The 23139-nt window shown below is 55.5% G+C and carries 12 protein-coding genes and 2 pseudogenes; 5 read left to right on the top strand and 9 right to left on the bottom strand.

All coding sequences use genetic code 11. The annotated features are described in order from the left end of the window. Positions 1 to 113 precede the first annotated feature (113 nt). The 3 genes from ACX80A_RS14475 to rfbB all read right to left on the bottom strand — a co-directional run bounded on the left by ACX80A_RS14475 (position 114) and on the right by rfbB (position 3222). On the bottom strand, positions 114 to 677 hold the full coding sequence (locus ACX80A_RS14475) for a hypothetical protein (protein WP_459260463.1): 564 nt from the start codon (positions 675 to 677) through the stop codon (positions 114 to 116). A gap of 126 nt (positions 678 to 803) precedes the next feature. Continuing rightward, on the bottom strand, positions 804 to 2219 hold the full coding sequence (locus tag ACX80A_RS14470; protein ID WP_459260462.1) for a sugar nucleotide-binding protein: 1416 nt from the start codon (positions 2217 to 2219) through the stop codon (positions 804 to 806). 4 nt (positions 2220 to 2223) lie between these two features. Continuing rightward, positions 2224 to 3222: a dTDP-glucose 4,6-dehydratase gene (rfbB, locus tag ACX80A_RS14465; protein WP_459260461.1), complete on the bottom strand. Its 999-nt coding sequence runs from the start codon at positions 3220 to 3222 to the stop codon at positions 2224 to 2226. Between the two features lie 86 nt (positions 3223 to 3308). Between rfbB and rfbA the strand changes: the two genes are divergently transcribed. After that, positions 3309 to 4181: a glucose-1-phosphate thymidylyltransferase RfbA gene (gene rfbA / locus ACX80A_RS14460; RefSeq protein WP_459260460.1), complete on the top strand. Its 873-nt coding sequence runs from the start codon at positions 3309 to 3311 to the stop codon at positions 4179 to 4181. A gap of 43 nt (positions 4182 to 4224) precedes the next feature. Here rfbA and ACX80A_RS14455 read toward each other — a convergent pair whose 3' ends face one another. The 4 genes and pseudogenes from ACX80A_RS14455 to thiL all read right to left on the bottom strand — a co-directional run bounded on the left by ACX80A_RS14455 (position 4225) and on the right by thiL (position 11987). Further along, positions 4225 to 6444 carry an ATP-dependent DNA helicase RecG gene (locus tag ACX80A_RS14455; protein ID WP_459260459.1) on the bottom strand — a complete coding sequence of 740 codons (2220 nt, stop codon included), beginning with the start codon at positions 6442 to 6444 and terminating at the stop codon, positions 4225 to 4227. After that, positions 6434 to 7420 (bottom strand): DAK2 domain-containing protein, encoded by a 987-nt coding sequence (locus tag ACX80A_RS14450; protein WP_459260464.1) that lies wholly within the window; start codon positions 7418 to 7420, stop codon positions 6434 to 6436. Before ACX80A_RS14450 ends, ACX80A_RS14455 begins: the two co-directional genes overlap by 11 nt. A gap of 227 nt (positions 7421 to 7647) precedes the next feature. Further along, positions 7648 to 10692: pseudogene (locus ACX80A_RS14445) on the bottom strand (S-layer homology domain-containing protein); the annotation flags it as partial. A gap of 302 nt (positions 10693 to 10994) precedes the next feature. Beyond that, positions 10995 to 11987 (bottom strand): thiamine-phosphate kinase, encoded by a 993-nt coding sequence (gene thiL, locus ACX80A_RS14440; RefSeq protein ID WP_459260458.1) that lies wholly within the window; start codon positions 11985 to 11987, stop codon positions 10995 to 10997. A gap of 431 nt (positions 11988 to 12418) precedes the next feature. On the opposite strand from thiL, the gene wecB reads away from it, so the two are divergent. From wecB to ACX80A_RS14420, 4 genes and pseudogenes are all read left to right on the top strand, one after another. Beyond that, complete coding sequence (gene wecB, locus ACX80A_RS14435) at positions 12419 to 13651, top strand: non-hydrolyzing UDP-N-acetylglucosamine 2-epimerase (protein WP_459260457.1); 1233 nt, start codon at positions 12419 to 12421, stop codon at positions 13649 to 13651. Positions 13652 to 13824: 173 nt separating this feature from the next. Further along, positions 13825 to 14415 (top strand): hypothetical protein, encoded by a 591-nt coding sequence (locus tag ACX80A_RS14430; protein ID WP_459260456.1) that lies wholly within the window; start codon positions 13825 to 13827, stop codon positions 14413 to 14415. A gap of 10 nt (positions 14416 to 14425) precedes the next feature. Continuing rightward, entirely contained in the window at positions 14426 to 18883 is a 4458-nt protein-coding gene (locus ACX80A_RS14425) for a glycosyltransferase family protein (RefSeq protein ID WP_459260455.1), read from the top strand. A 268-nt stretch (positions 18884 to 19151) separates the two neighbouring features. Then, positions 19152 to 19298 (top strand): annotated as a pseudogene (locus ACX80A_RS14420) (helix-turn-helix domain-containing protein); the annotation flags it as partial. 576 nt (positions 19299 to 19874) lie between these two features. Here the strand turns inward: ACX80A_RS14420 and ACX80A_RS14415 are convergent. Both ACX80A_RS14415 and ACX80A_RS14410 read right to left on the bottom strand, forming a co-directional pair. Further along, positions 19875 to 21899: a DUF6270 domain-containing protein gene (locus tag ACX80A_RS14415; RefSeq protein WP_459260454.1), complete on the bottom strand. Its 2025-nt coding sequence runs from the start codon at positions 21897 to 21899 to the stop codon at positions 19875 to 19877. 62 nt (positions 21900 to 21961) lie between these two features. Beyond that, a complete protein-coding gene (locus ACX80A_RS14410) occupies positions 21962 to 22837 on the bottom strand; it encodes an FkbM family methyltransferase (RefSeq protein ID WP_459260453.1) in 876 nt (291 codons plus the stop codon). Between the last annotated feature and the right edge of the window lie 302 nt (positions 22838 to 23139).

The following is a 23139-nucleotide window of genomic DNA, read 5'->3' as shown; positions in this document are numbered from 1 at the left end:
GCCTGATCCTCAAACCGGGTAATCGCCATACACCAATTCTATCGAACACACCTTCGAACAAACCAGCAAAATCCACCAATGTGGAGGAGAAGAGCGCTGAGTTATCCACACTTTCAGGCCGGACCGCTATGCGCTAAGGCTTGTTTCTGGAACACGCTGATGCCGAACAGCGCCCAGCCAATGCCCGCGCCGAAGTGAGCAAAGGCGCCGTGAATTCTGTAACCATCGATCGGATCAGTCAGGGTGCTCGGCAACAGAGCCCAAGCGAAAGCGAACGCGAGTAAGAGCCCTATGGACAACAACAAATAGCGGCTCGACCTGCCAACCCGTGGGTTGTGCTGCATCCCGGATGCGAGAAGGACCAGCCCAATCGAGGCAACAGGGACGAAGAAGGGCGGCCCTAGAGCCTGGATGCTCAGATCAATCAATGCCGGAACAATTAGTCCGATCAAAAGGACTGCATATCCGATCCGAGCCAGTCGGTCGATTGTCAAAGCCAAGCCCGGCGAGAGGAGAACCATCCCAGCGGCAATCAACAGATTTGGAATACTGCCAAGCAACATCCCCCAAAACAGCGTAGATCCGCCCAAAACTACCCGGTCCTCGTCGAATGACGTCGCGCCGTGCACCGTCGTAAAGATCAGCCAGAGGGTAACCATGAGCAGGCCGCCCGCCATTATCGAGACTCTCCCCCATCTCATTCGCACCGGGGTGACAGTTGTGCACATGCGGCCAACAATAGACCCGTTGGACAGCTAACGAACCAGCGAAAGATGCGAATGTGAAGGGTGAAGTGGGCGGGGTTAACCCGACCCCAATACATAGGTACCCAGCCGCTCATCAGCAGCTGGTGGGCGGTACCCGGACGCCTCCAGCTTGTCCAAAGCGAGCACACTGTTCAGCGGTCGCGGCGCGGCTGCCTTGTCTTTGAAGTATTCGGCGGTGCTCACACCTGTGACCGAGTCCGCCGGCTGTCCGCTGAGCCCATAGATCCTCTGAGCAATTCCGGCCCAGGATACTTCCTCACCGGTGTTCGACATGTTGTAGGTCCCGTACTCGGCACCGGTATCGAGCAGATGACGGATGGCACCCGCAATGTCCTGGGCGAAGCTGAGGCGGCCAATCTGGTCATCGACCACGCTGGGCCTAATACCGCGCCCGGCCAACGCGGCCATCGTCTTCACGAAGTTCGCCCCCTGTCCCACCACCCAGCTTGTCCGCACAATGTAGTGCCGGGGCACCACCGACACCACCGCGTCGCCAGCTGCCTTGGTCTGCCCATAGACACCAAGTGGCGAGAACGGCTCGTCCTCGGTATGCGGACCATCGGCGCCGTCGAACACGTAGTCACTTGAAACCTGAACAAGGGTGAGCCCGAAGGTGTTGGCAACAGAGGCTAGTCGCGCGACGGCGGTGACGTTTACGGCCCAGGCGTCCCTGCGACCCTGTGACGATTCGGCGTCGTCGACCGCCGTGTAGGCGGCGGCATTGATGATGGCGCGATAGTTCCGCCAATTCCGCCCGCTGTAGGAAGCATCGTCCACCAGGTCAAATTCCGCACGGTCGGCGAACTCGACCGTAGGGTCGCCGTCGTAGGCTTCACGTAACGCGGTTCCTAGCTGACCCGAGGCTCCCAACACCAACACCTTCTTGCCGGGCATGGGGGTGACCTCGGCAAGCCGAGGGTGAGCCCGGTCCTTATCCGAGAGTTGCGCATCAGCCAGCGGGATAGGCCAGTTGATGGCGGCTGTCTCGTCGGCTAGGTTCAGGAAGGTATAGGCAGCCTGCGCCTCACCACTCCAGTGGTCGTTGACAAGGTAGGTGTACGCGGTGTTTTCCTCAAGGGTCTGAAACGCGTTACCGACTCCTCGGGGCACGTAAATGGCCTTAGCAGCGTCAAGTTCGGCCGTGAAGACTGTCCCGAAGGATTCTCCCTCCCTCAGGTCCACCCAGGCGCCAAAAATGCGGCCGGTTGCCACCGAAACGAACTTGTCCCAGGGCTCCGCATGGATACCGCGGGTTGTGCCGGCGGATTCGTTGAAGGAAATGTTGTTCTGCACTGGCTGAAAGTCAGGCAGTCCCAGGGCGATCATCTTGTCCCGCTGCCAGTTCTCCTTGAACCAGCCGCGGTTATCTCCGTGCACCGGCAGGGTGTAGATGGTCATGCCGGGGATCGGGGTGGGAGTGGCCGCGAGGGACTGGGAAAATTCGAGCTCCACGGTGTTACTGCCCCTGACCCTTGTATTTGGCCTCGGTGGCGGATTTCTGAGGCCGCCACCAGGCCTCGTTAGCCTGGTACCACGCTATGGTCTCGGCGAGGCCTGCATCGAATTCACCGAACTTCGGCAGCCAACCCAATTCGGTACGAAGTTTCGTGGAATCAATGGCGTAGCGCAGGTCGTGCCCGGCGCGGTCCACTACGTGATCGTAATCCGTACTGGGACGGCCCATAATTCCGAGGATCATCTCGATGACCTCTTTATTGTTCTTCTCCCCGTCGGCGCCGATGAGGTAGGTCTGTCCAATCTCACCCTTCTCGATGATCGCTACAACCGCAGATGAGTGATCGTCGGCGTGGATCCAGTCGCGCACGTTCTCCCCGGCGCCGTAGAGCTTCGGCCTGACGCCGTCGATGACGTTGGTGATCTGGCGTGGAATGAACTTTTCGACGTGCTGATACGGCCCGTAGTTATTGGAGCAATTACTCAGCGTCGCCTGAAGGCCGAAAGACCGAACCCAGGCACGTACCAACAGGTCTGAGGCGGCCTTCGTGGATGAATATGGGCTGGAGGGGTTGTACGGTGTCGCCTCGGTGAACCGCTCCGGATCATCGAGCTCGAGGTCGCCGTAGACCTCGTCAGTGGAGATGTGGTGGAAGCGTTTCCCATGTCGGCGGGCCGCTTCGATCAGGGTATAGGTGCCGATCACGTTCGTGTCGAGGAAGGGGCGCGGATCATGAAGCGAGTTGTCATTGTGGGATTCGGCCGCGTAATGCACCACTACATCGTGCTCCGCCACCAAATGGTCAACAGTATCCGCATCGCAAATATCGCCCTGAACAAAGCTGAATCGATCCGTTGGCAGACCGTCCAATGACTTGCGGTTGCCAGCGTAGGTGAGCTTATCCAGAACCGTGACCGAATGGTCGGTGTTGCCCAAGACGTAGTGCACAAAGTTTGAACCGATGAACCCAGCGCCACCGGTAACGAGGAGTTTAGGCATGAAATCAGCCTACCTGCCGGTTCGAAACTCCCGTCGGCTCTGTTCGGCAGTTTGGTGTTCGATTAGTGGTACGCAATGATCAACGCATGCGTGGAATCATTCTGGCTGGCGGAACCGGGTCTCGGCTGCATCCCATCACTTTCGGCATCAGCAAACAGCTGGTGCCTGTCTATGACAAGCCGATGATCTACTACCCCCTTTCCACCCTGATTCTGGCTGGCATCCGGGACATCCTCATCATCACAACCCCTCACGACGCTGATCAATTCAAGCGGTTGCTCGGCGACGGCTCCCAATTCGGTGTCTCCATCAGCTATGTTCAGCAGCCTTCCCCTGACGGACTTGCCCAGGCTTTTATACTTGGAGCGGACCACATCGGCTCGGACACCGTCGCGCTGGTTCTTGGGGACAACATCTTCTACGGCCAGGGAATGGGCACGCAGCTTCGCCGGTTCAAGGACGTTGATGGTGGAGCGATTTTCGGTTACTGGGTCGCCGAGCCCAACGCCTACGGTGTCGTGGAGTTCGACGACGACGGCCGCGCCCTTTCCCTGGAGGAAAAACCCGCCAAACCGCGGAGCAACTACGCAGTCCCCGGTTTGTACTTCTACGACAACAATGTCGTAGAAATTGCCGGTAATCTCTCCCCCAGCCCCCGCGGCGAACTGGAAATCACCGACGTAAACCGAACCTACCTTGAATCGGGCAAACTTCAGGTGGAGATCCTCCCCCGCGGTACCGCCTGGCTGGACACCGGGACGTTCGATTCCCTCAATGACGCTTCCAATTTCATCCGTACTGTCGAGAGCCGGCAAGGTCTCAAGGTTGGTTCACCCGAGGAAATTGCCTGGCGCGTCGGCTTCCTAACTGATGACGAGCTGCGGGAACGCGCCGAACCCCTGGTGAAGAGCGGCTACGGCAATTACCTACTTGGCTTGCTCAATTCTTCGCCCCGTTAGGAAGCACTAACGCATCGTCGCTAGTCCATCCGGTCCGGACGGACTAGCCCCGCTCAAGATAGGCTTCCTTCACGGGATTCAGGTAGATATCCAAAGCCTCTGCCAGTTCCGGATGATCCACTAAACTCAAATCGTCCGCCACAATCTGCTGAGCATCATCGCGCGCCCTCGCGATGATCTTCGCATCCTGGACGACCCGCAGGAACTTCAACGATGACCGCCCACCGGACTGCGAAGCTCCAAGAATGTTTCCTTCGCGCCTCAGCTCAAGATCCTTCTGCGATAGCTCAAACCCATCGGTGGTTGCAGCGACGGCCGCCAACCTCTCCCTGCTGGGGTGCTCCGGATCCAGCTGCGTCACCAACAAACAAGTCCCCGGATGCCCGCCACGACCCACCCGACCCCGCAGCTGATGCAACTGCGAAATGCCAAACCGGTCCGCATCCATGATCACCATCATTGTGGCGTTGTGAACATCCACACCGACCTCGATCACCGTGGTGGAAACCAACAGCTGAACAGTTCCGTCATTGAACCGCGCCATCGTGGCGCTCTTCTCAGCAGGATCCAGGCGGCCATGCAACAGGCCGATCGACACCCCCGCCAGAGCAGGCAACTCCTGAAGAGTTTCGAACAGCTCGTTGACCGAGGTGAGCTCCTGCTGGGCCGTCTGCGGTTCCGCTGTCGTCTCCGGCGAATAGAGCTCCAGTGCCGTCGAATCCTCTTCCTGATCCCCGATCTTGGGACACACCACATACACCTGGCGACCGGCGTCAATCTCCTCGCGAGCCCGCGCCCAAATCCGCTGCATCCACCTCGGATGCTCGGTCAGGCCCACCTCGTGGGTGATGATCGGCGCCCGACCTGCCGGCAACTCGGTCAACGTCGACACATCAAGATCGCCAAACACCGTCATGGCAACGGTTCGAGGAATCGGCGTCGCGGTCATCACCAGCACATGCGGCGAATTGGCAGCCTTGGAACGCAACACATCCCGCTGCTCGACGCCGAACCGATGCTGCTCATCCACCACGATGAGCCCTAGATCGAAAAAGCTCACATTGTCTGACAACAGCGCGTGGGTGCCGATCACGATGCCAGCTTCCCCTGTCGCCGCATCAAGCATCGCCTGTTTGCGCTGCGCAGTACTCATGGAACCGGTCAGCAGCACCACTTTGGTACCATCAGCCGCACCGCCAAGCATCCCACCCATCGCGAGTGGACCCAGCGTTCGGGTAATCGATTGCAGATGTTGAGCCGCCAAAACCTCGGTTGGCGCCAATAGTGCAGCCTGGCCGCCGGCATCGATTACCTGGAGCATCGCGCGCAGTGCAACCAGCGTCTTGCCCGAGCCCACCTCACCCTGCAGCAGCCGGTTCATCGGATGGGGCGAAGCCAGCTCATCGGCCAGCGTCTCCCCCACTGTCTTCTGTCCGTCGGTCAGGGTGAAGGGTAGCTTGGCGTCGAACTGATCGAGCAGGCCGCCCGACCTGAACGGACGCGCCGTCGCCTCTTCCAGCGAAGTCAGTGCCCGACGTCGGGCCAGTGCGGTTTGGAGCACCAGCGCCTCCTGGTAACGCAACCGGTGTCTGGCACGGTAAGTATCTTCGATGACGTGCGGCCGGTGGATCAGCTCATACGCCTGGGTGACGTTCATCAGCTTGTCGCGACGAGCAATTTCCAGTGGCACCGGGTCATTGAGCTGGGAGTGCGCCAGACTGTCCAGCAGCTTCCCGACAGCCTTCTGGATGTCCTTACTTTCCACCTTCGCCGCCGCCGGGTACACCGGTATGGGCTCTTCGAGGAGGGCCGGATCCACCATCTCGTCCTCGTCGAGCAGGGAGTACCCAGGGTTGGTGAGCGTCAGCCGGTTTTTATAAGCGGTGACCTTCCCATAGAACATGGCGTGGACGCCGGGGCGCAGGTCCCTGTGCGCATTGTGCCCGTTGAAGAAGGTGAGGCTGAGACTGCCGAGGCGTCCGCCGTCGTCGTCGGTAATGATTACCTCGCACAGGAAACCCTTGCGAGTCTGCATATTCCTCTTGTTGGCGGACTGCACCCGGGCGATCAGGGTGACGTCCTCGCCCAACGGAACACTGCTCACCGGGGTCAGCTCTCCGCGTTTAAGGTAGGCGCGCGGGACATGGTTAAGGAGATGGCCACTCGTATGAATGTGGAGGTGCTCAGCAAACAGTTTGGCCGCCTTGGGCCCAACCAACCCGTCCAGGGGCACGTTGAGTTCCCCCGTGCTGTTATTGTCCACTGGCCTCTTGAACTTCGCTGAGCTGTGGTGAACCACTAAACGGTGAAGACTGGTCCAGACGTGGCGATGCCAACTGGGTTACTGACACGTTGATCGGATGGCCGGCTTCCTGGATCAGCTTCAACGCTGGCTCGGGGGTGGGAACGTGGACGTGGACCCGCCAGCGGTAGCCTTCGGCGACCTCTGTGACGGCACTCATGATGACTGAATCACCTAGCTCATCCAGGTGAAGCCGGAGGGTTGCAGCATCCAGGGGGCTGAGGTTAATGGTGCACATGACTTCGACGCCGTCGGCGTCGCCGCCGTTGTGGATGTGGGGTGCCTGGATGTTGTACCCGTGGAGTCCGTCGAGGAGCTCGTCCTGCAGCTCTTCGCCGAGGGACGCGGCACGGAGCGCATCGAGGATGAGGAGGAACCCTACTCCCCCGGCATCGACGACCTTCGCCTTGGTGAGAACGCCGAGTTGGCTTTCAGTCTGAATTACGGCTTCCAGGGCGGCTTCGACGGCGGCCTGGAGGGTTACGGCGAGGGCGTGGTTGCTGTCGTCGCCGTTTTGGGCGCCGTCGGCCATGGCGGCGCCGCGGGCGGTTGCCTCGAGCACTGACAGCATGGTGCCTGGGACAGGGTCGCTGAGGGCCGACCAACTGCGGATCTGCGCACGTTGCAGCGCTGTGGCGAGCAAGGGACCCGAGAGTCTGGTGTGGTGGTGCAATGGCTCGGCCACTGCTGCAAGGAAGACAGCGAAGAGGGTGCCCGAGTTACCTCGGGCGTCTTCCATCGCGGCCTGGCCAGCAGCGTTGAGGAGGACGCCGAGGTCGGTGGTGTCTATTCCCGAGGCGGCCTGGGAGGCGGCGCGAACGGTCAGATACAGGTTGGTGCCGGTATCGCCGTCGGCCACGGGGAAGATGTTGATGGCGTTGAGGCGGTCGCTGTGGTTGCCCAGGGACTCTTCGGCCTTGCTCAACCATCGCTTCAACGCAGCTGCGTTAGCGGTGATCTTTGTCTGCAAAGTGATCCCATCCCACGTTGGCGGGTGACTGCGGCGCTGCGGTCACGCCGGGCAATCCGGCACATACCGAGCCTACCGCAGTGAGGTCTGGAGGGAGAGTAGCTGAGGGCGGAAAGGCGGGGAAAATGGTGGCGAGCGAGGAGCAAGCCTTACCCGGCCACCATTCCGCGAGAGCGAGCCAGCGGGCGTCAGGCCTATTTTGCGGTCGCAGTCAAATTCAAATTGGACACGTTGACCATGGTCAGTTTGATCACAGTAAGCACCTTCCCGTCTGGTCCTTCACCCGGCGCGGTCACAGCGGTCAGCTTCGATCCGGACGGAACCCCACCCAAACTAATCGTGATCTGCTGCCCACCCTTCTTCAAGGTCGCGATATTACGGCTGGTGTCGAGCGTGACGGCGGCGTCGGTTACCCATTGCCAGGTCAGTGCCTTACCGGAGCTTGCTTTTACCGCATCGGTGATCACCATACTGGCGGCGCTGTGCGTCACTGTTCGAGTGGCTGATGATGTCCCAGGCAGGGCCTGGAGCATGTCTACCGATGCCGACGATGAAGAGAGGAGCTTCGTAGCACCCTTTGCGCCGATCGGCTGATTTGTCTGGCCCAATAGCAGGGTGGAGTGCGCTGAAGTACCTGGCTTCCAGAAATCCCATCGGGTAGCTGCGCTGTAGTAACCATTGGGATTGTTCAACTCGGTTCCCGGATCGATTGACCACTGGACCCCCTTCCGGAAGAACGACACAGTCCCCAAGTCAAGGTGGGAATGAGCGGTGGTGTTTTCTCCGCCCTTCAAAGTTGCCGTTCCAGCGACTGAACCGCTAGGAAGGTGAAGCGCCGCGAACCCGGTAAGCGGATAAACCGACGATTTTTTCGCTGGAAGCTGACCCGGCTGGGCCCACCACCACATCAGTTGAGAGTCAGGTTTAGCTTGCAATTCTTTCCACACCCATGCGGCTACCCCGGCGTCCTTGGTAGTGAAGGAAACCCAGGCTGGCATAAGAGGGCTCAGAGCGTTCGGCAGCGCATCCGCGAACGGCGTGGGCAGCCCATCGGGTCCGGTGCTATTCATCGCATAGTCTGCGGTTTTGACCAACGACGGCATCGCAATTGGACTAGTCGAGTAAACGTTAGGAAGTGTCGAATACAGGGTGGCGAAGGCTCGACTCTCATAGGTCCAGTATCCCGGGCCCTCCTGGGTCCCGCCGTCGGCGGTGACCATTGCGAGAGCGGGCTGGATGGAGATGAGGGACTCCTTAGCCAACGCCGCCGCCTGAGCGGGTGACTTTTCCAGGTACACCGCTGCCGCGACGAAGGTAGCCGTGTTGTGGATTGCCGCAATATTTGTTGCGGCATCAACAAAGTTTTCCCGGTCCGCCTGCAGACAGGTCTGCGGGCCGAGCCAGCGTACCAGCACCGTCTCCTCCATACCTGCAACCGGTGCCCAGTCGTTCGCGGTACCCGCGGCCATCAGGAGATGTGAAGCTGTCAACGTGCTCATCGTCTCCGGCCCGCCTTCGAGGATCCGTTTGGCATCCGAGCGCAGCGCGTCACGCGATTTGGTGTCACCTGCCTGTAGCCAGCCGTATCCGAGCCGCGAAACGCGTGTTGAGAAGCTATTACGCAGCTGATCGACCGTAAGCACGTCTGCCGCTTGGTTGGCAGCACCTCGGATCATTTGTTCATGGACCGCCGCTATAGCGGAATCGTATACTGCCCGGGAGTTAGCATCCGTAATCATTCGGTTGGTAGTGATGACTCCTGGTCCGCTGGCAGGTAGCTTAGGAGTGAATTTTGCTTCGGCTGCTGGTAGCGCGCACCCGCCTAGGAATCCAACCCACCCGGAAGCCGCTGGAATAGTGCCGGTGCGGCCTTCGAGCTCGTCGCGCCAACCCGGCGACTGTAGTTTCGCGGCGGAAACGACCTTTCCGATCACGTTCCGTTGGGCAGCGCCGTCGGCCGCCAGGAGCGTGGTGAATGCTTCCGCCCGGACTTTCGTTGTTTGGTACGCAGCTACGGAGATTCGCCCAGCCTTCAAATCAGCCAGCGCCGTCCCCGCAACCTTTTGCTGGACCACACGAAGCTCCCTGAGGGTCTTCAGTTGCGAGGCGCTGGTCTTAACGGTCGCAGCGCGCAGGGTCTCCGCATCCACCGCCGCTGCGGCCGAGGTCATAGCTGTCTGCGTTGTCGCTGCAGTTACTAGGGCGCCCGCCTTATCCAAGCTGGCAGTCCCGTTCGCTACCGCATCCTTGACGATAATTCCGTCGGCCCGGGCGAGGACAGAAATGAACGGTCGAGAATCCACGTACAAAATTTTCGCAGCTGCGATTCTGTCCCGGAGGGCAGTCCTCTGATCGCTAAGGCTCGGCCCGCCCGCCGTAGCCTCGCCTGGCGTCGTGACCGTTGCCTTGGCAGCGACGGAGTATCTCCCCTGCTGGTCATGGGCAAAGTAGGAATAGGAGTAGGTAGTCGATGCTTGAAGCCCCGTATTCGTTACCGTGGTTTTCGGTACCGGAACATCGCTGACAGCGGTCCCCTCGGTGGCTGAGGCCGGTGCCACGGTTCCTGTGGCCCGCCGGATCATCACGCCGGAGTAAACGCTCGACGTAGGGTTGGTCCATCGGAGGGTCACGCTGGTGGGTGATCCGGCGTAAGCCGAAACCGCAGAAACTGGCGGCACCGAGGGCTCCGCAACAGCGGGGCTGCCGGCATACCGGTACATAAACGCGGCCATGGCGTCACGATTTACCGGCTGGACTGGCCGAAACGTCTTATCCGGGTAACCCGTAGAGATCTTTTTGGTAGCCAACCAGCTGATCTCTTTGTAGAACTGGGTCTCAGGCGTTACATCGGTAAACGGCGACACAGATGGCGGCGTATACACAGGCTTCCCAGCAAGCCGATACATAAAAGCACCCATGGCGTCACGATTTACCGGCTGGACTGGCCGAAACGTTTTGTCCGAGTAGCCTGTCGAGATTCCTTTGGCAGCCAGCCAACTGATCTCTTTGTAGAACTGGGTCTTAGGCGTTACATCGGTAAACGGCGACACAGATGGCGGCGTATACACGGGCTTCCCAGCAAGCCGATACATGAAAGCGGCCATAGCATCGCGGTTCACAGGTTGAACAGGACGGAATGAGCCATCCGGGTAGCCAGTCGAAATTCCCTCAGCGGCAAGCCAACTAATTTCTTTATAAAACTGGTTGTCTGTACCCACATCGAAAAAGGAGCCAGTGGCTGTTGGCGTCGCATTCAGCAAGGGGACGACCGCGTTCGCTGGCCCGACTGCAAGGAATGGCACCACCAGGAGGAATGCAGTTGTTGTAGCTACCAGACGACGAGCATGTGTGAAGAAAGACAAAAGGCTGACCTCCGCATAAGCCAGCCCCAACGACCGACGCCTGGACGAGTTCCAAGATGAACTCAACCTACCCTCGTACAGGTTCAATAAATTTGATTAATCACTAAAAATGATCTAATGCTGAGTGAAAACTGAGGCAACCCGGGATATGGCGACGAATAACTTCGATCCTTCGGTGGTCAGCCGGCAAAATGATCCCAACCAGCGGGACGATACGACCGCGATCCTACGGTTATGTCTGCCTCGCCCACGGTTACCTTGCCGATCGCAGAGAACTCCGGTGGTAATGCGTTTCCGGGTGGGAAAGTGGCGAGTAGCCCGTAATCCTCGCCGCCGGAAAGCACCCACTCGAGTGGATCAGTCTGGAGTAAGGCCGCGGCGGCCCGCAGAGGACCGGCGAGTCGAACGAGGGATTTCGCATCGAAGTTGATCGCGACTGAGCTCGCCTCGGCAATACGCCGTGCGTCTTTCAGGAGCCCATCCGAGACGTCCAGCATAGCTCGCGCCCCTGCGATGGCAGCGACCGGCCCTGCAGCCAAAGGTGGCATCGGACGCCGCTGAATTTTTACCAGATTGAGCATGTCGGGGTCCAAAGCCTCAGAATCGTGGCTCGACTCCATGAGGGCCAGCCCCGCAGCGGCCCATCCCACGGTGCCAGCTAGAGCGACGACGTCGCCGGGCTTGGCACCCGATCTTAGAACCGGGTTGCGCCTTTCGAGCGTTCCAGTCACGGCAATCGTGACGGCGAGGTCGCGCCCGCCTCCCAAATCTCCCCCAACAACTCCGCATCCCGCCGCGCCGAGTTCCTGGATCGCAGCGGTCATGCCATCAGCGAGGTCCTCCACCCACTTCACTTCAGTTTGGCTAGGCAACGTCAGGCTCACGACAATCGATGTAGCTCTAGCGCCCATAGCGCCAATGTCACTTAGATTTTGCGCTGTGGCCTTCCACCCGACGTCGAAGCCGGTAGTAGCGTGTCCATTTGCGCGATCCAACCTAAAGTCCAGATGTTCGACGATCGTGTCGATGGAAACAACCACACGTCCATCCGCCACCGACAAGACCGCAGCGTCGTCTCCCGGTCCGACGACGGCGGCATCCGAGGCAAGCAGCCGCGGATAGATTCGCCCCAACAATCCAGACTCGCTGAGATCAGCAACTGTGAGATTCATGCTTCAAAACTACCCGTTATAGCTCCAGCGAGTGGGTTAACAACAGAGCCGTTAGATGAAACGATGCCCGTATCAAACAGTCGACTCAGTACTGCGCGAACTATAGTAGAGGCGGCGTTAGTCACCGGCGCACGGCGTATCGGAGGTAAAGCATGAGTGCTTCAACGGACCCAGATCTGCCGGCCGCGCGCCATTTGCGACCTGACCGGGCTCCCAGCCAACAGACCAACCGCAGCCAGCGGCCAAGCCCTGCGACTCGACCGACGTCTTCAATGACGCTCCGTTCGGGGTCATCGAATCACCGTCGAAAGAAAGTAATCGCCGTCGTTTTCGCCGCCACGGTGGCGATATCTGTTCCTGCCCTCATTACGGCGCTTCTCCTGCTGGGCTAGGCTGTAAGCGAACCAATCTAACAGAATCAGAGGAATCATTTGCCTATCATCATGCCTATATATGGAACCCGACCGGAAGCCATCAAAATGGCTCCGATTGTCAAGGCGCTGGATGAGTCCGAGCTTTTTGACTGTGTGGTGACCGTCACGGGTCAGCATCGAGCGATGCTGGATCAAGTTAACGATCTGTTCGGCATCAGCCCGGACCATGATTTGAACATTATCCAGCAACGACAGACCCTCACTTCGATCATGACGAAGACGATCGATGGTCTCGATCAGTTGTTCACGAAGTCCAAGCCTGATGCCGTAATAGTTCAGGGAGACACGACCACATCTACGGCAGCAGCTATAGCCGCTTTTTACCATGGCATACCGGTCGTGCATGTGGAGGCAGGTCTCCGCTCCGGTGATCTCTTCTCCCCGTTCCCCGAGGAGGCAAACCGGAAAATCACTTCCCAGATTGCCAGCTTGCATTTGGCGCCCACTTCAATCAGTCGCGACAACCTGTTAGCAGAGAACATTCCAATAAAGGACATAGTCGTTACTGGTAATACCGTGATCGATGCCCTCCTTGAAACCGTCAAGAAACAGGTTCCCTTCGTTGACCCTCAGTTGGAGAAGCTGGCTCTGTCCGGCCGGAACATCCTGCTGGTCACTACACACCGCCGTGAAAATCAGGGGGAAGCCATGAGGGGTGTGGGACGTGCGATCGCGCGTATTGCTGAATCCGAGCCCGAATTAATGATTGTTTTGCCGGTTCACAAAAATCCAGCAGTCAGAGAGGCGGTCCTTCCTGCCCTGGAGGGTAAGCCCAACGTGGTGGTAACAGAACCCTTGGCCTACGGCGAATTCACCCGGCTACTTTCCCTAGCGCACATCGTTCTGACTGACTCCGGTGGGGTCCAGGAAGAAGCGCCAAGCCTTGGGAAACCCGTTCTAGTAATGAGGGAAAACACCGAGAGACCCGAAGCCGTAGACGCGGGAACCGTCCGTCTCATAGGGACCGACGAGAATCGAATCGTATTCGAGGTCTCGAGACTTCTGAATGACGCCAATGCGTTTAGCGAAATGGCCAACGCGGTGAACCCTTATGGAGATGGAGGAGCAGCAGGGCGATCCGTCGCCGCGATTGCTCAGCTATTCGACTGCGGTACGAGGATAAGCGAGTTCTCACAATCAGCAGAGGCAAGCAATCCGGCAGCGGCACTCGACCCAGATAGCCTCACGCAACAGGCCGGAAAGGCAACAACCCGGACCGGACATCTCTGAATGACCCGGTCTGCGCGTCACTGAACCGCAGAAACATGCGTCCAGCCATGCCCTTCTCGGCTCAACCTGCCGGGGCCCAGGTCGGGACCCTCGGACTTATTGGGGATTGTACGCCTAAAGAACTAAGGGGATCCGTTCCCGGTAATCCTGATCTCGGGAATAAGGAAGGCTAAATGAAAACCAACGACCGAACGACCGCCCCCGAACTCGGTGCCATCACATCATTGCTCGCATCTAGGGGACGATCTTCCACTCCCCCTCCACCAAACCAAGGCGACATCAAGCTAAAAGATATGCTCGCTATAGATTATCATTGCCATAATTCGTTCCATCCGAAGTTGAAGGTAGCTTCGATTGTGCACGATCTATTTCTCAACGAACTACAGGCCTACTATCCGGTTCTACCACTTTACCCATCGACCCTGGTGGAATCTATCGACGCTGGTCAACCTAATTTGATAATCATTCACCGATCCGCATTCGATGATGGACCTTGGTTTGGCAGCGAAACTAGCGCCGGGGGCACAATGATCGACGAATTATTGCGAATTTTTCCCTGGAGCCGTAAAAAAAACGTGCCCGTCATTTTCATAGAAAATGGGCAAGCAGAGCACACGCACACTCAAAGTATCCGCAATATTGGTACAGTGATTTTCCCTTCTAGAGAGTTCTTTGACGCACTCCCAGAGAACCCTCGAAGACTAAAGATTTACGAACTTGCTCAACGATTCGGGCGCAATAGGCAAGAATATGATGGAAGATAACATAATGGGAATGACCCAATTTATTTATTGCGCTGACGAATCTGCCTCGCCAGATATACTAGACGGGATGGGAGCCCAAGTAATTGAGATGCTTGCGACTTCGGGCCAGCCGATACTGGTAATGGCTCCAGGCTATTTCGATCAAGGCCAACAAAGTGAAATAATTAAAAAGTTTTCCAATGTTTGTTTTTGGAAGACGAACAGCGCTTCTATGAGCGCTAGGGCGTTAGCCTGGAAAGTTTTTTTAGAGGCCGAGAAATTCGACGAACCAATTGTCGTCTCCCAAGGATTATCCCTTTCCATATCGTTTTCCGGGAACGATAAAATCTCCAAGCGCATGTGGAGCATCCTTTCGGATCAAGACATCGAACTGCACACAAATTTGTCTAATGACGTAAGACCCTCTTTTGAAAAAGCCTTGACGGTAGCGAGACGATTAATAGTCAGTAATACCGAGGCGAAAAAAGCATTACAGCTAAAGCTCCCCGACTTATCGTCGAAAATCGCTTTGGTCGAACAAGTTCACGAGAGCTCCTCCGACCCTGCCCATGTGTCGTCGAACCGAAAGTTCGAAATGACACTTGAACAACTCATTATGATGGAGTCTGCAAACCATCGGGTAATGGTCTATGCCGATGTCGACCTCCGTCTGTTAACTGATTCATCCGAAGGTTTGATTCGTTTCGCCTGCAGTATCGCCTCTAGGAATCAGTACGTTATTTTGGTCCTCCCTGTGGCGACCATACACGAAGATCTCAGGAAGTCGGTCGCGGAGTGTACCAACCTATATGCTGTCTATCCTTCGGTTAGAAGTCACCAGAAAATAGATGGATTTTTGCTTTCACGATATGCCGCCTGGCACTTGTCCGTTCTAGCTTCCTTTTTCGATGCATCAGCCGTCCTAGCCGACGTGTCGACCGCTTCATTTGCCTTGGCAAACACCGCTTTGCTTGATCGCTTGTATCCAGTATTTGAGTTTATGACCTTGGAGGAGATGACTCAGGCAAAATCGGCAATTGAGCCCATAATTGAAAAATGCCACAGGTTGGTTTTCCCGAATGAAGAAGCACGGTCCACATTCGAATCACACTTTCCTGCCGCTACATCCAAAACACTGCTACTCTCCAACGCCATGACTGCTCACGAACGTAGTGACGCTGAGACTCCTAACGCCGCCACTCAATTGTCTAACGAATTGAGTCGTTTGATCCCCAATTACCCGCTTGAATGGGGGAATAACCAACCCTTAAAATTACTTTTGGTTGGGCATGATTTCAAATTTGCTGGCGAGTTGCTCGAGCTTCTGGCCGGTCGCCGTGAAATATCATTGAAAGTCGACCACTGGGAAAAACAGAACATCCACAACGAGGCGGTTAGCGGACCGTTAACCCGTTGGGCAGACGTAATTTTCTGCGAATTTGCTTCCCATAATGCTGTGAGGTACTCCTGGGCTAAACAGCCTGGCCAATCCTTGATTGTGAGATTTCACGGTTACGAGCTTCACTCTGATTGGATACGTGATATCAATACGGAGAACGTCGATATTTTCGTTTTCGTCTCTGAATTCTATCGTCAAATGGTTGTTGAAAAACTTAATTGGCCCATGGAAAAAACAATTGTCGTTCCTAATATGGTGGATGTTTCGGACTTCAACCGAACCAAGCTCGAAAATTCCCGCTTTCATTTAGGTATCGCTGGTATCGTACCAATTCTGAAGAGGCCCGATCGTGCTCTGGATTTGTTAGAGAACCTGCTTCGGCGGGACACCCGATACACCCTACACGTGCGCGGGCGAGCCCCGTGGGACTATGGGTGGATGTGGAAGGACGATCATGTTCGCGACGCGTACGAGGCGTTTTATGAACGTCTAGCTTCCAACCCTGCTCTTCGCCAGCGGGTTGTCTTTGAATCATTTGCTCCGGATATGGGCAGATGGTTTCGCAAGATCGGATGGGTGCTTTCGCCCAGCGCGCGGGAGACCTTCCATCTTGCTCCGGTAGAGGGCATGGCATCGGGTGCGGTGCCTGTTGTCTGGAATCGTGATGGAGCCAATGAGATATTTGAGTCAGACTGGATCCACGACTCAACCGAGAATGCTTCCGAATACATTCTAAAAATTAATGCCGACTCGCAGTCATACAGTGAAGCCTCGGAGCGGGCCACTTCAAGCGCGAGTAAGTATGACTTGGGGGCAGTTGGAAAGGCATGGCTTCAGTTGCTCAAGACCGTGCCTTGCGCCCATAGTTTTAGTCCACCGGTTTCCATCACCTCCCGGCAGTTAGAAGACTCTTTCGCCAAGAACCCAACCCCCGCGCACTTGGGACGATGGCTAACAGTGCTATCCCGAGACGGCGATGAAGCCCGGATCGACCAGATACTCGAGACCCATTCCGATTTGGTAGGCGCCCTGCCCAGCTATTTGTCGATTGGAATCCACTCGAGGATCGCAAGGAAGGCCATCGTCGACGGAGGATTGTCGGTGCCAGCCCGGTCCCGGGGTGCTGCCTACCTGCCTGCCCACGGGATTTCACTCTACGTGGTTAGTCCGTCGGCAACAGAAAAGCTCCAGAGCCAGGATGCCCACGTTCGTTTCATCAGTACATCTGCCCCATTATTTTTGGGCGATGGATATGACCTAGGTGTTTCGTCACGTAGCGTTACTTTCATCGGCGATCTCCAATACACGCTGATGCCTCTCAAAAACGTACTAGGACTTAGAATAGATAAGTTCATTATCGCCAGCGCTGATGCGATCGTGCGAGAGGCTAGGGTTCATCGACCCGAATATATACGATCACAACGAGATTATTGGCTTGCTTTACCGGCTATTATCGCTGCCCGGAGGCTTGGGATCCCGGTTATTTGTGATGCAACCCCTTGCTTCCCAGATCACAACGATGCGTATGTTGATAAGTATGTTGTCGAAAATTCAGACCATGTTGAAAATGGAGAAGCCTTTCCTGATCAGGTTCGAAAAATGACGGGCGCCCACCTTGAACACCTCGGGAAAACAAAATCTCGAGAATTGTATGATCTCCGAGTCGGCCTAATTGCCGACGAATTTACGGCGCGCACAGTCTCACATTCCTTCAACACGGTGCCACTATCCCGGGCCAGTGGATATGTTGAGGTCGCCATTGGCGACTTGGACGTTATCTTCGTAGAGTCTGCTTGGGAGGGTCCAAATGATGAGTGGCGCCGTGGGGTAGCGTACTACGCGGGTCATGATCATGACCTAGAGAAAATTCTGGCAGTAGCTCAAATGCGAAATATTCCGGTCCTATTTTGGAATAAAGAGGATCCGGTCCACTTCAAAGCATTTTCGCATACCGCGGCACGTATTGCTCACGTGTTTACGACCGATGGAGATATGGTCGGAAAATATTTGGCACAAGAAGAGTCTAAAACCCTCACGGCTTCTTCGATTTCGTTTTATGCGGAACCACTTTTGCATAACCCGCTCCCGTCCGAAAGAGCATACGAACACACAGTTTCTTACGCGGGGACTTACTACGGGCGTAGGTTTGCTGACCGTTCAGAAGAACTTGACCGAATCTTCGAGGCGGCCAAGCCGTTTGGGTTAACAATTTATGATCGTCAGATTAATGTTCCAAATTCACCTTACAGCTTCCCGGATACCTTGTCCCCGTATATTAGGCCCGGCGTGCCCTATGATGAAGTTCTAAAAGTTTACAAAGCCCATCCCGTGAGTATTAATGTCAATTCTGCATCCGACTCTCCCACGATGTTTTCCAGGCGTATTGTGGAGGTTGCGGCCAGCGGAGGCTTAGTTCTTAGTGGAAAAGGTCGAGGCATAAACGAGCAAATTCCGGGTATCGTCGCTACTGACTCCGCTGCACAGTGGACTGAGTTGCTCGGGCAATGGATGAACGATGAAGAAGCCCGTCTAACAGACGTGTGGAAGCAACTGCGTGCAGTCACCCGCGCTCACCTGGCGGAGCATGCGTTGACGCTCATGATGCGTACCGCCGGAATTCCGGTCAAAGCACCTTCGCTGCCGCACTATTCTATTATTGCTCCAAATCTCAACATGGACATTATCAGCCACATAGTTCTCCAGACCTGGAGACCAACAACCGTGTACGCCATGAAAGCTGACAGTGATGCGATCATGGAGGCATCGCGTAACGGTATCCAAACGGTCGCGGTCTCAGGTTACGACGCGCTAGGCGGCATCGTTGCAACAAAGTGGATTGCGGAGTTCGATAGTTCGCTACCTCAAACTCACTACGAGGACCTTCTGCACGCTGCACGGTTTGGTCACTGGCATCACATTGTCTCAGAAAGGCATACCAGTCCTCAGCGGGGCGAACCGCTAGTCAGAATAGGGCCAAACACCCATGCGCGGTATGGGGTTCTCGATGTCGGCTTGCTGGAGTCAGCGGACGACTTCCATAGCTTGCCTTCGGTCGCCGGCGCCCAAACCCTGACGTGGCGAATACCCTGAGTAGCGCGCTGACAACGCTTTTCAGGCTTGTCGACAAGCAGTGGTGGCAATATTGTCGTTGTGATGTCCAACTAAGATTGGACTCCTCCCAGGCAATCCAACCCAGAGTGGCTCGGGGTTGGTCGCCGGGTTCGTCCGCTACGACGTCGGAATAGGCTCAGTGTGGGCACAGCCAGCCATGTCGAGCCTATGGTCCAAGTCCCGAGGGCGGCCTGGTGTCATAGCCTCGTAGCACAAGCACCAACTTTATCGAATGAGGGAGCTGCTGGTGGGGCGCAGGGTGTTGACGTTTTCTGATCGGACGGACATCGCAGTGGGGATCCGGGCCGGGCACACGGACCGTCAGATCGGGGTGGAGATCGGCCGTGACCACACGATTGTGTGGCGAGAACGGCACCGGAACTCCCTTGTGACGGCTCTTCGCGGTTCGTGGTGAATTCCACTGCTGAGGAGCCAGTAAGCCCCCAAACGCCTGACCCGTGTTCAAAACCACTTGCCGCCACCGGTCAGCCCATTGCAGCCACCGGTCAATTCAAAGTTGCAGTTGACACTCAAGGCCTGCCAGCGCCTCTACCAAAAAACAGGTGCTGGCGCGGGCGCGCTATACCGGCTCTCCATTGTTCGTGGTGCGAGCGGGCGGTTGCTGCCCACGATCGCGGAACGGCTTTCGAGCCGGGCTCGGATCGGTCTCCGACTGGCCTTGGCCGTTGGCGATCCCGCCACTGCCTACGAGCCGTCTGGACGTTGGAGAGTGACTTTGATCATTGCTCGGCGCCTAATCGCCGAGGCCGTCACAGCGAGAAATAGGCTCATTTGACCCGGCGGTCGGTGCGCCAGCATGAGATGAAAACCGTTTTGCTCGAACGATCAGCGGGGAACCCCTAATAGTTCTGATCGCCACCAGCACCATGGAGGTCTGGCTTTACTTGACCGCAATTGATAGTACAGAACGAACCACGAAGAACCCAAAACATTAGAGCCGCAACCAGCCCTAAATCCGCTGATCTGTTGTCGCCGATTTACATAATAACGGTGGAATTGACGCCAGCAAATGTTTCCTCACATTAGGGCCATATCTGTACGGGGTCGCTCCCCATTTATGGTTCTCCTCAGCGACAAGTAGGCCATCGGGGTAATTTATATATTGCACTCCTTCAAAGCTTTCAAACACATCATACAATTTCGAAAGGATTATATTATTACGATCTATTTCTTGTTGATTCGGAAGGTATTGCCCGGAAGTGTCGCGCCTAGCCCAGAAAAGTTTGTTAACAACTATGCGTCGCTCGCCGATAAGATCAACTAGCGAATTGACCCCAGTTTTGAAAAAATCAAGATGCACTGTTCCGCCCGGTTCAACTTCGCTCACTCCACTCAACTCAAGGCCAATTGCCCGAAATTCCGGACTATTCGTAATGTAGGATCCGTTGACCTCTAGGAGAGGGATTCGTTCATCTATAAGATCCACAAGCAGCATGTCGAAATCAGCCGACTTCAGTAATTCAGGTACTAACTTGGTAACGTCACATCTAAGAATATTTTTTTGAAATTCGCTAATAGGACGCGTTTGGGAATTACCTTCAATCAATTCCATAATCATAGGTAAAGGTTTCTGAAATATGCTAGCCAAAGAACTTCTAGTTACATATTGGACAACCTCGATCTTATTTGGTTCCGAAATTGCCTCTTGAGTCGTGCTGCTACCAAGCAATATCACACGAGTAGGAACAGCAGAGCTGACTGATGACTCTAAAGTCATTAGTTGATAACCAAATCCATCACGCACAACCGCACCGAATTTATCAATTCGCGCTTCGGGCTCGGTGCTTTCGTACTGGAACGTAGGTGAAGTCTCAGCCATCCGCAGCCTCTTCTTGTGACCGTCAGATACGGCAAAAAACTCGATATTCAGGCCACCGTACCCAATGGGAACAATTCCCAAAGCTACCGTCAGGGAAAAACTGGAGCCCTGTTGCGTGACGGCGAAACTAACACATTCGCGAATACGTTGCGTAATATTTCGCAAGTCCCGTGGTAAAACTCCTCGTTGTTGAGGTCCAAGGATTTTTGATTCGAGTAGCGAATCAACCGCCGCCTTTGCTGTCACAGCGGGATCCCTTAGCAGGTCAATTATGAGGGAGACAACTTCCGGTTCAGGAGGCGAATGGCCAGAACCAAATTGTGCCACCAGGATCTGACGAAAGTCAGTTTGACCATAACGTCCGGGCTGATCAAAAGAAAACTCCGAACTCTCCAAGTAAGGCATCATGTGGGTTTGGACATGCCAGTCATCTGAATTCTGGAGATAAACGAGACGACGAGGCCGAGTGTTGGCCGGCCGATCGCAGACGTTTAGTTCAATACCATTGCAACCGAAATGACTCAATGCCGCAGTCTTCCAGTTCAGCGCTTCGAAATCAACATCTTGAGAGACAGACATAGCAATTTTTAAATAATTTTTTACAAATTTCTCATTGTATTCCAAAATATTCGTTTGAGGATTCCACACGAATGCAGATGCTTTCGAACCCATTTTGTGAGCGAAGTGCAAAGCAGCAAAACCTCCTCCGGATCCGCCTACTAGAAGGATTTCTAGACCAGTCATATGGTGAAGGCGCAACAAAATCTTCTCAATTACATCTTGAGTCAGTGTGTGGCGGTTCCCCGCATACCAAGCCAGTCCAAGAGAACGGTCCAGGTTGAGCGAAGGGTCGGAAATAGTTACAAACGGCATTCCGTTTTTGGCTGCTATCCTCATTCCTGAAAAAAAAGGAGGGTTGCTTGATTGCCTCGAAGTCACCGCACCATTGAAAAATACTGGTATCGCGAGCCCGTCGCCATTTAATTTCGAAATACCGCTCATTAGCAGATCAAGATGCGGGGCATCTTTGAACATTATGGAGTGAATTCCATCGGCCCATTTTTCGGCAGACAAAAAATTGCCTAAACTTTCCCATTCATGAACTGGCGTTTTCCATGCTAAATGGTCGCATTGCTCGAAGAGTGAACTTATCATATGTCCTGCTTTCAATCCAATGTCATAGGAAAGTTCGCTGGCCGCAAATTCGGCCTCAAACCCTATTTGAATATTTGATGCCCCTGAGCAATGTGGTCGTTCATTAGGCGTTTAGTGTACCGAAGGTTTCGGGCGATATCGGTTTTCATGAAGTTAACATCTTCTTGTTGCAATATTTCCAACTCCGCCCGAGTCTGGAGGAACCGCTGGATTTCTTCCGTCGAAGCGGCAGGCGCGTACAGGTAGGTCGGCGTAGCATTGAAAACGCCAAGTCCCGCGTATCCGATAGATAGCATCATTTCACGCGAGGCCTCCCGCTCGGTCCCCGTTACAGCCTCAAAACTCAAAAGAGGTCGATCTCTCTCAATAATATCCACCCCGCCGCGTAGGATCTCTAAATCCATACCTTCCGCGTCTATTTTTATCAGGCTAACGGGCATATCGAAATGCTCCTGATCGAGAGATGAAAGCGGCATTGATCCGGAACTGTCTGCTACGAGCTGGGCGCCCCCGACATTGTTCTCCGGCAGACGTTTTAGTCGGGCGCTGCCGGCCGCGGCACCTAGCGCGATTCGACGTGCCTCGATTAGCCCATAGGAGAAATTCAGATCAATGTTCCTAACGAGAATTTCGGCCGTACTAGGTACGGGTTCGTATGCAACGACACGACATGCACATTCGATAGCGAAAAAAAGCGAATGATTTCCGATATTGGCACCCACATCGATCACGAGAGATCCGGGCCGAAGGATCGCTTTCAAGCGTCTTAGAAATTCTAATTCGTAAAAGGAATTTGTTGATAGAAGCGCGCCACCTATGTGATCGGTAAGCGAAGGCACTTCCAGGACTACCTCGCGCGATTCATGGATTACCCGCGCTGTAAGCTGGGACCTGTCTCCTGATTGAGCATCGGTTCCCTCTAACGTGACCGCATCCACCTGCTACCTCCCAAGGTTTCAATAGGCGACCACGTCAGCACGAGATCTATGCACATACCCAAACAGAACTTACCCTGTGGCGGCTCGCAGATACACATGCCGCACATAACTCAAGGGAAATGATTGCATCTCTGCGCAAGTCCCTTGCGTTGAGTCTAGTGGACAGGCTCCCGTCTAGGACGCCAGTCCATGCGGAAGTTGTCAAGGTGAATGGGGCCAGTGGGAGTTAGGCGGCTGCTTCTGGCTGGGTTTCCTGGGATGGTTTGTTAATCCATGCCGCGTCGGGGACGGTAAGTATTTTT

It is taken from the genome of Arthrobacter sp. TMN-50, from assembly GCF_054511125.1.
This window is presented reverse-complemented; position numbering and strand designations above follow the sequence as displayed.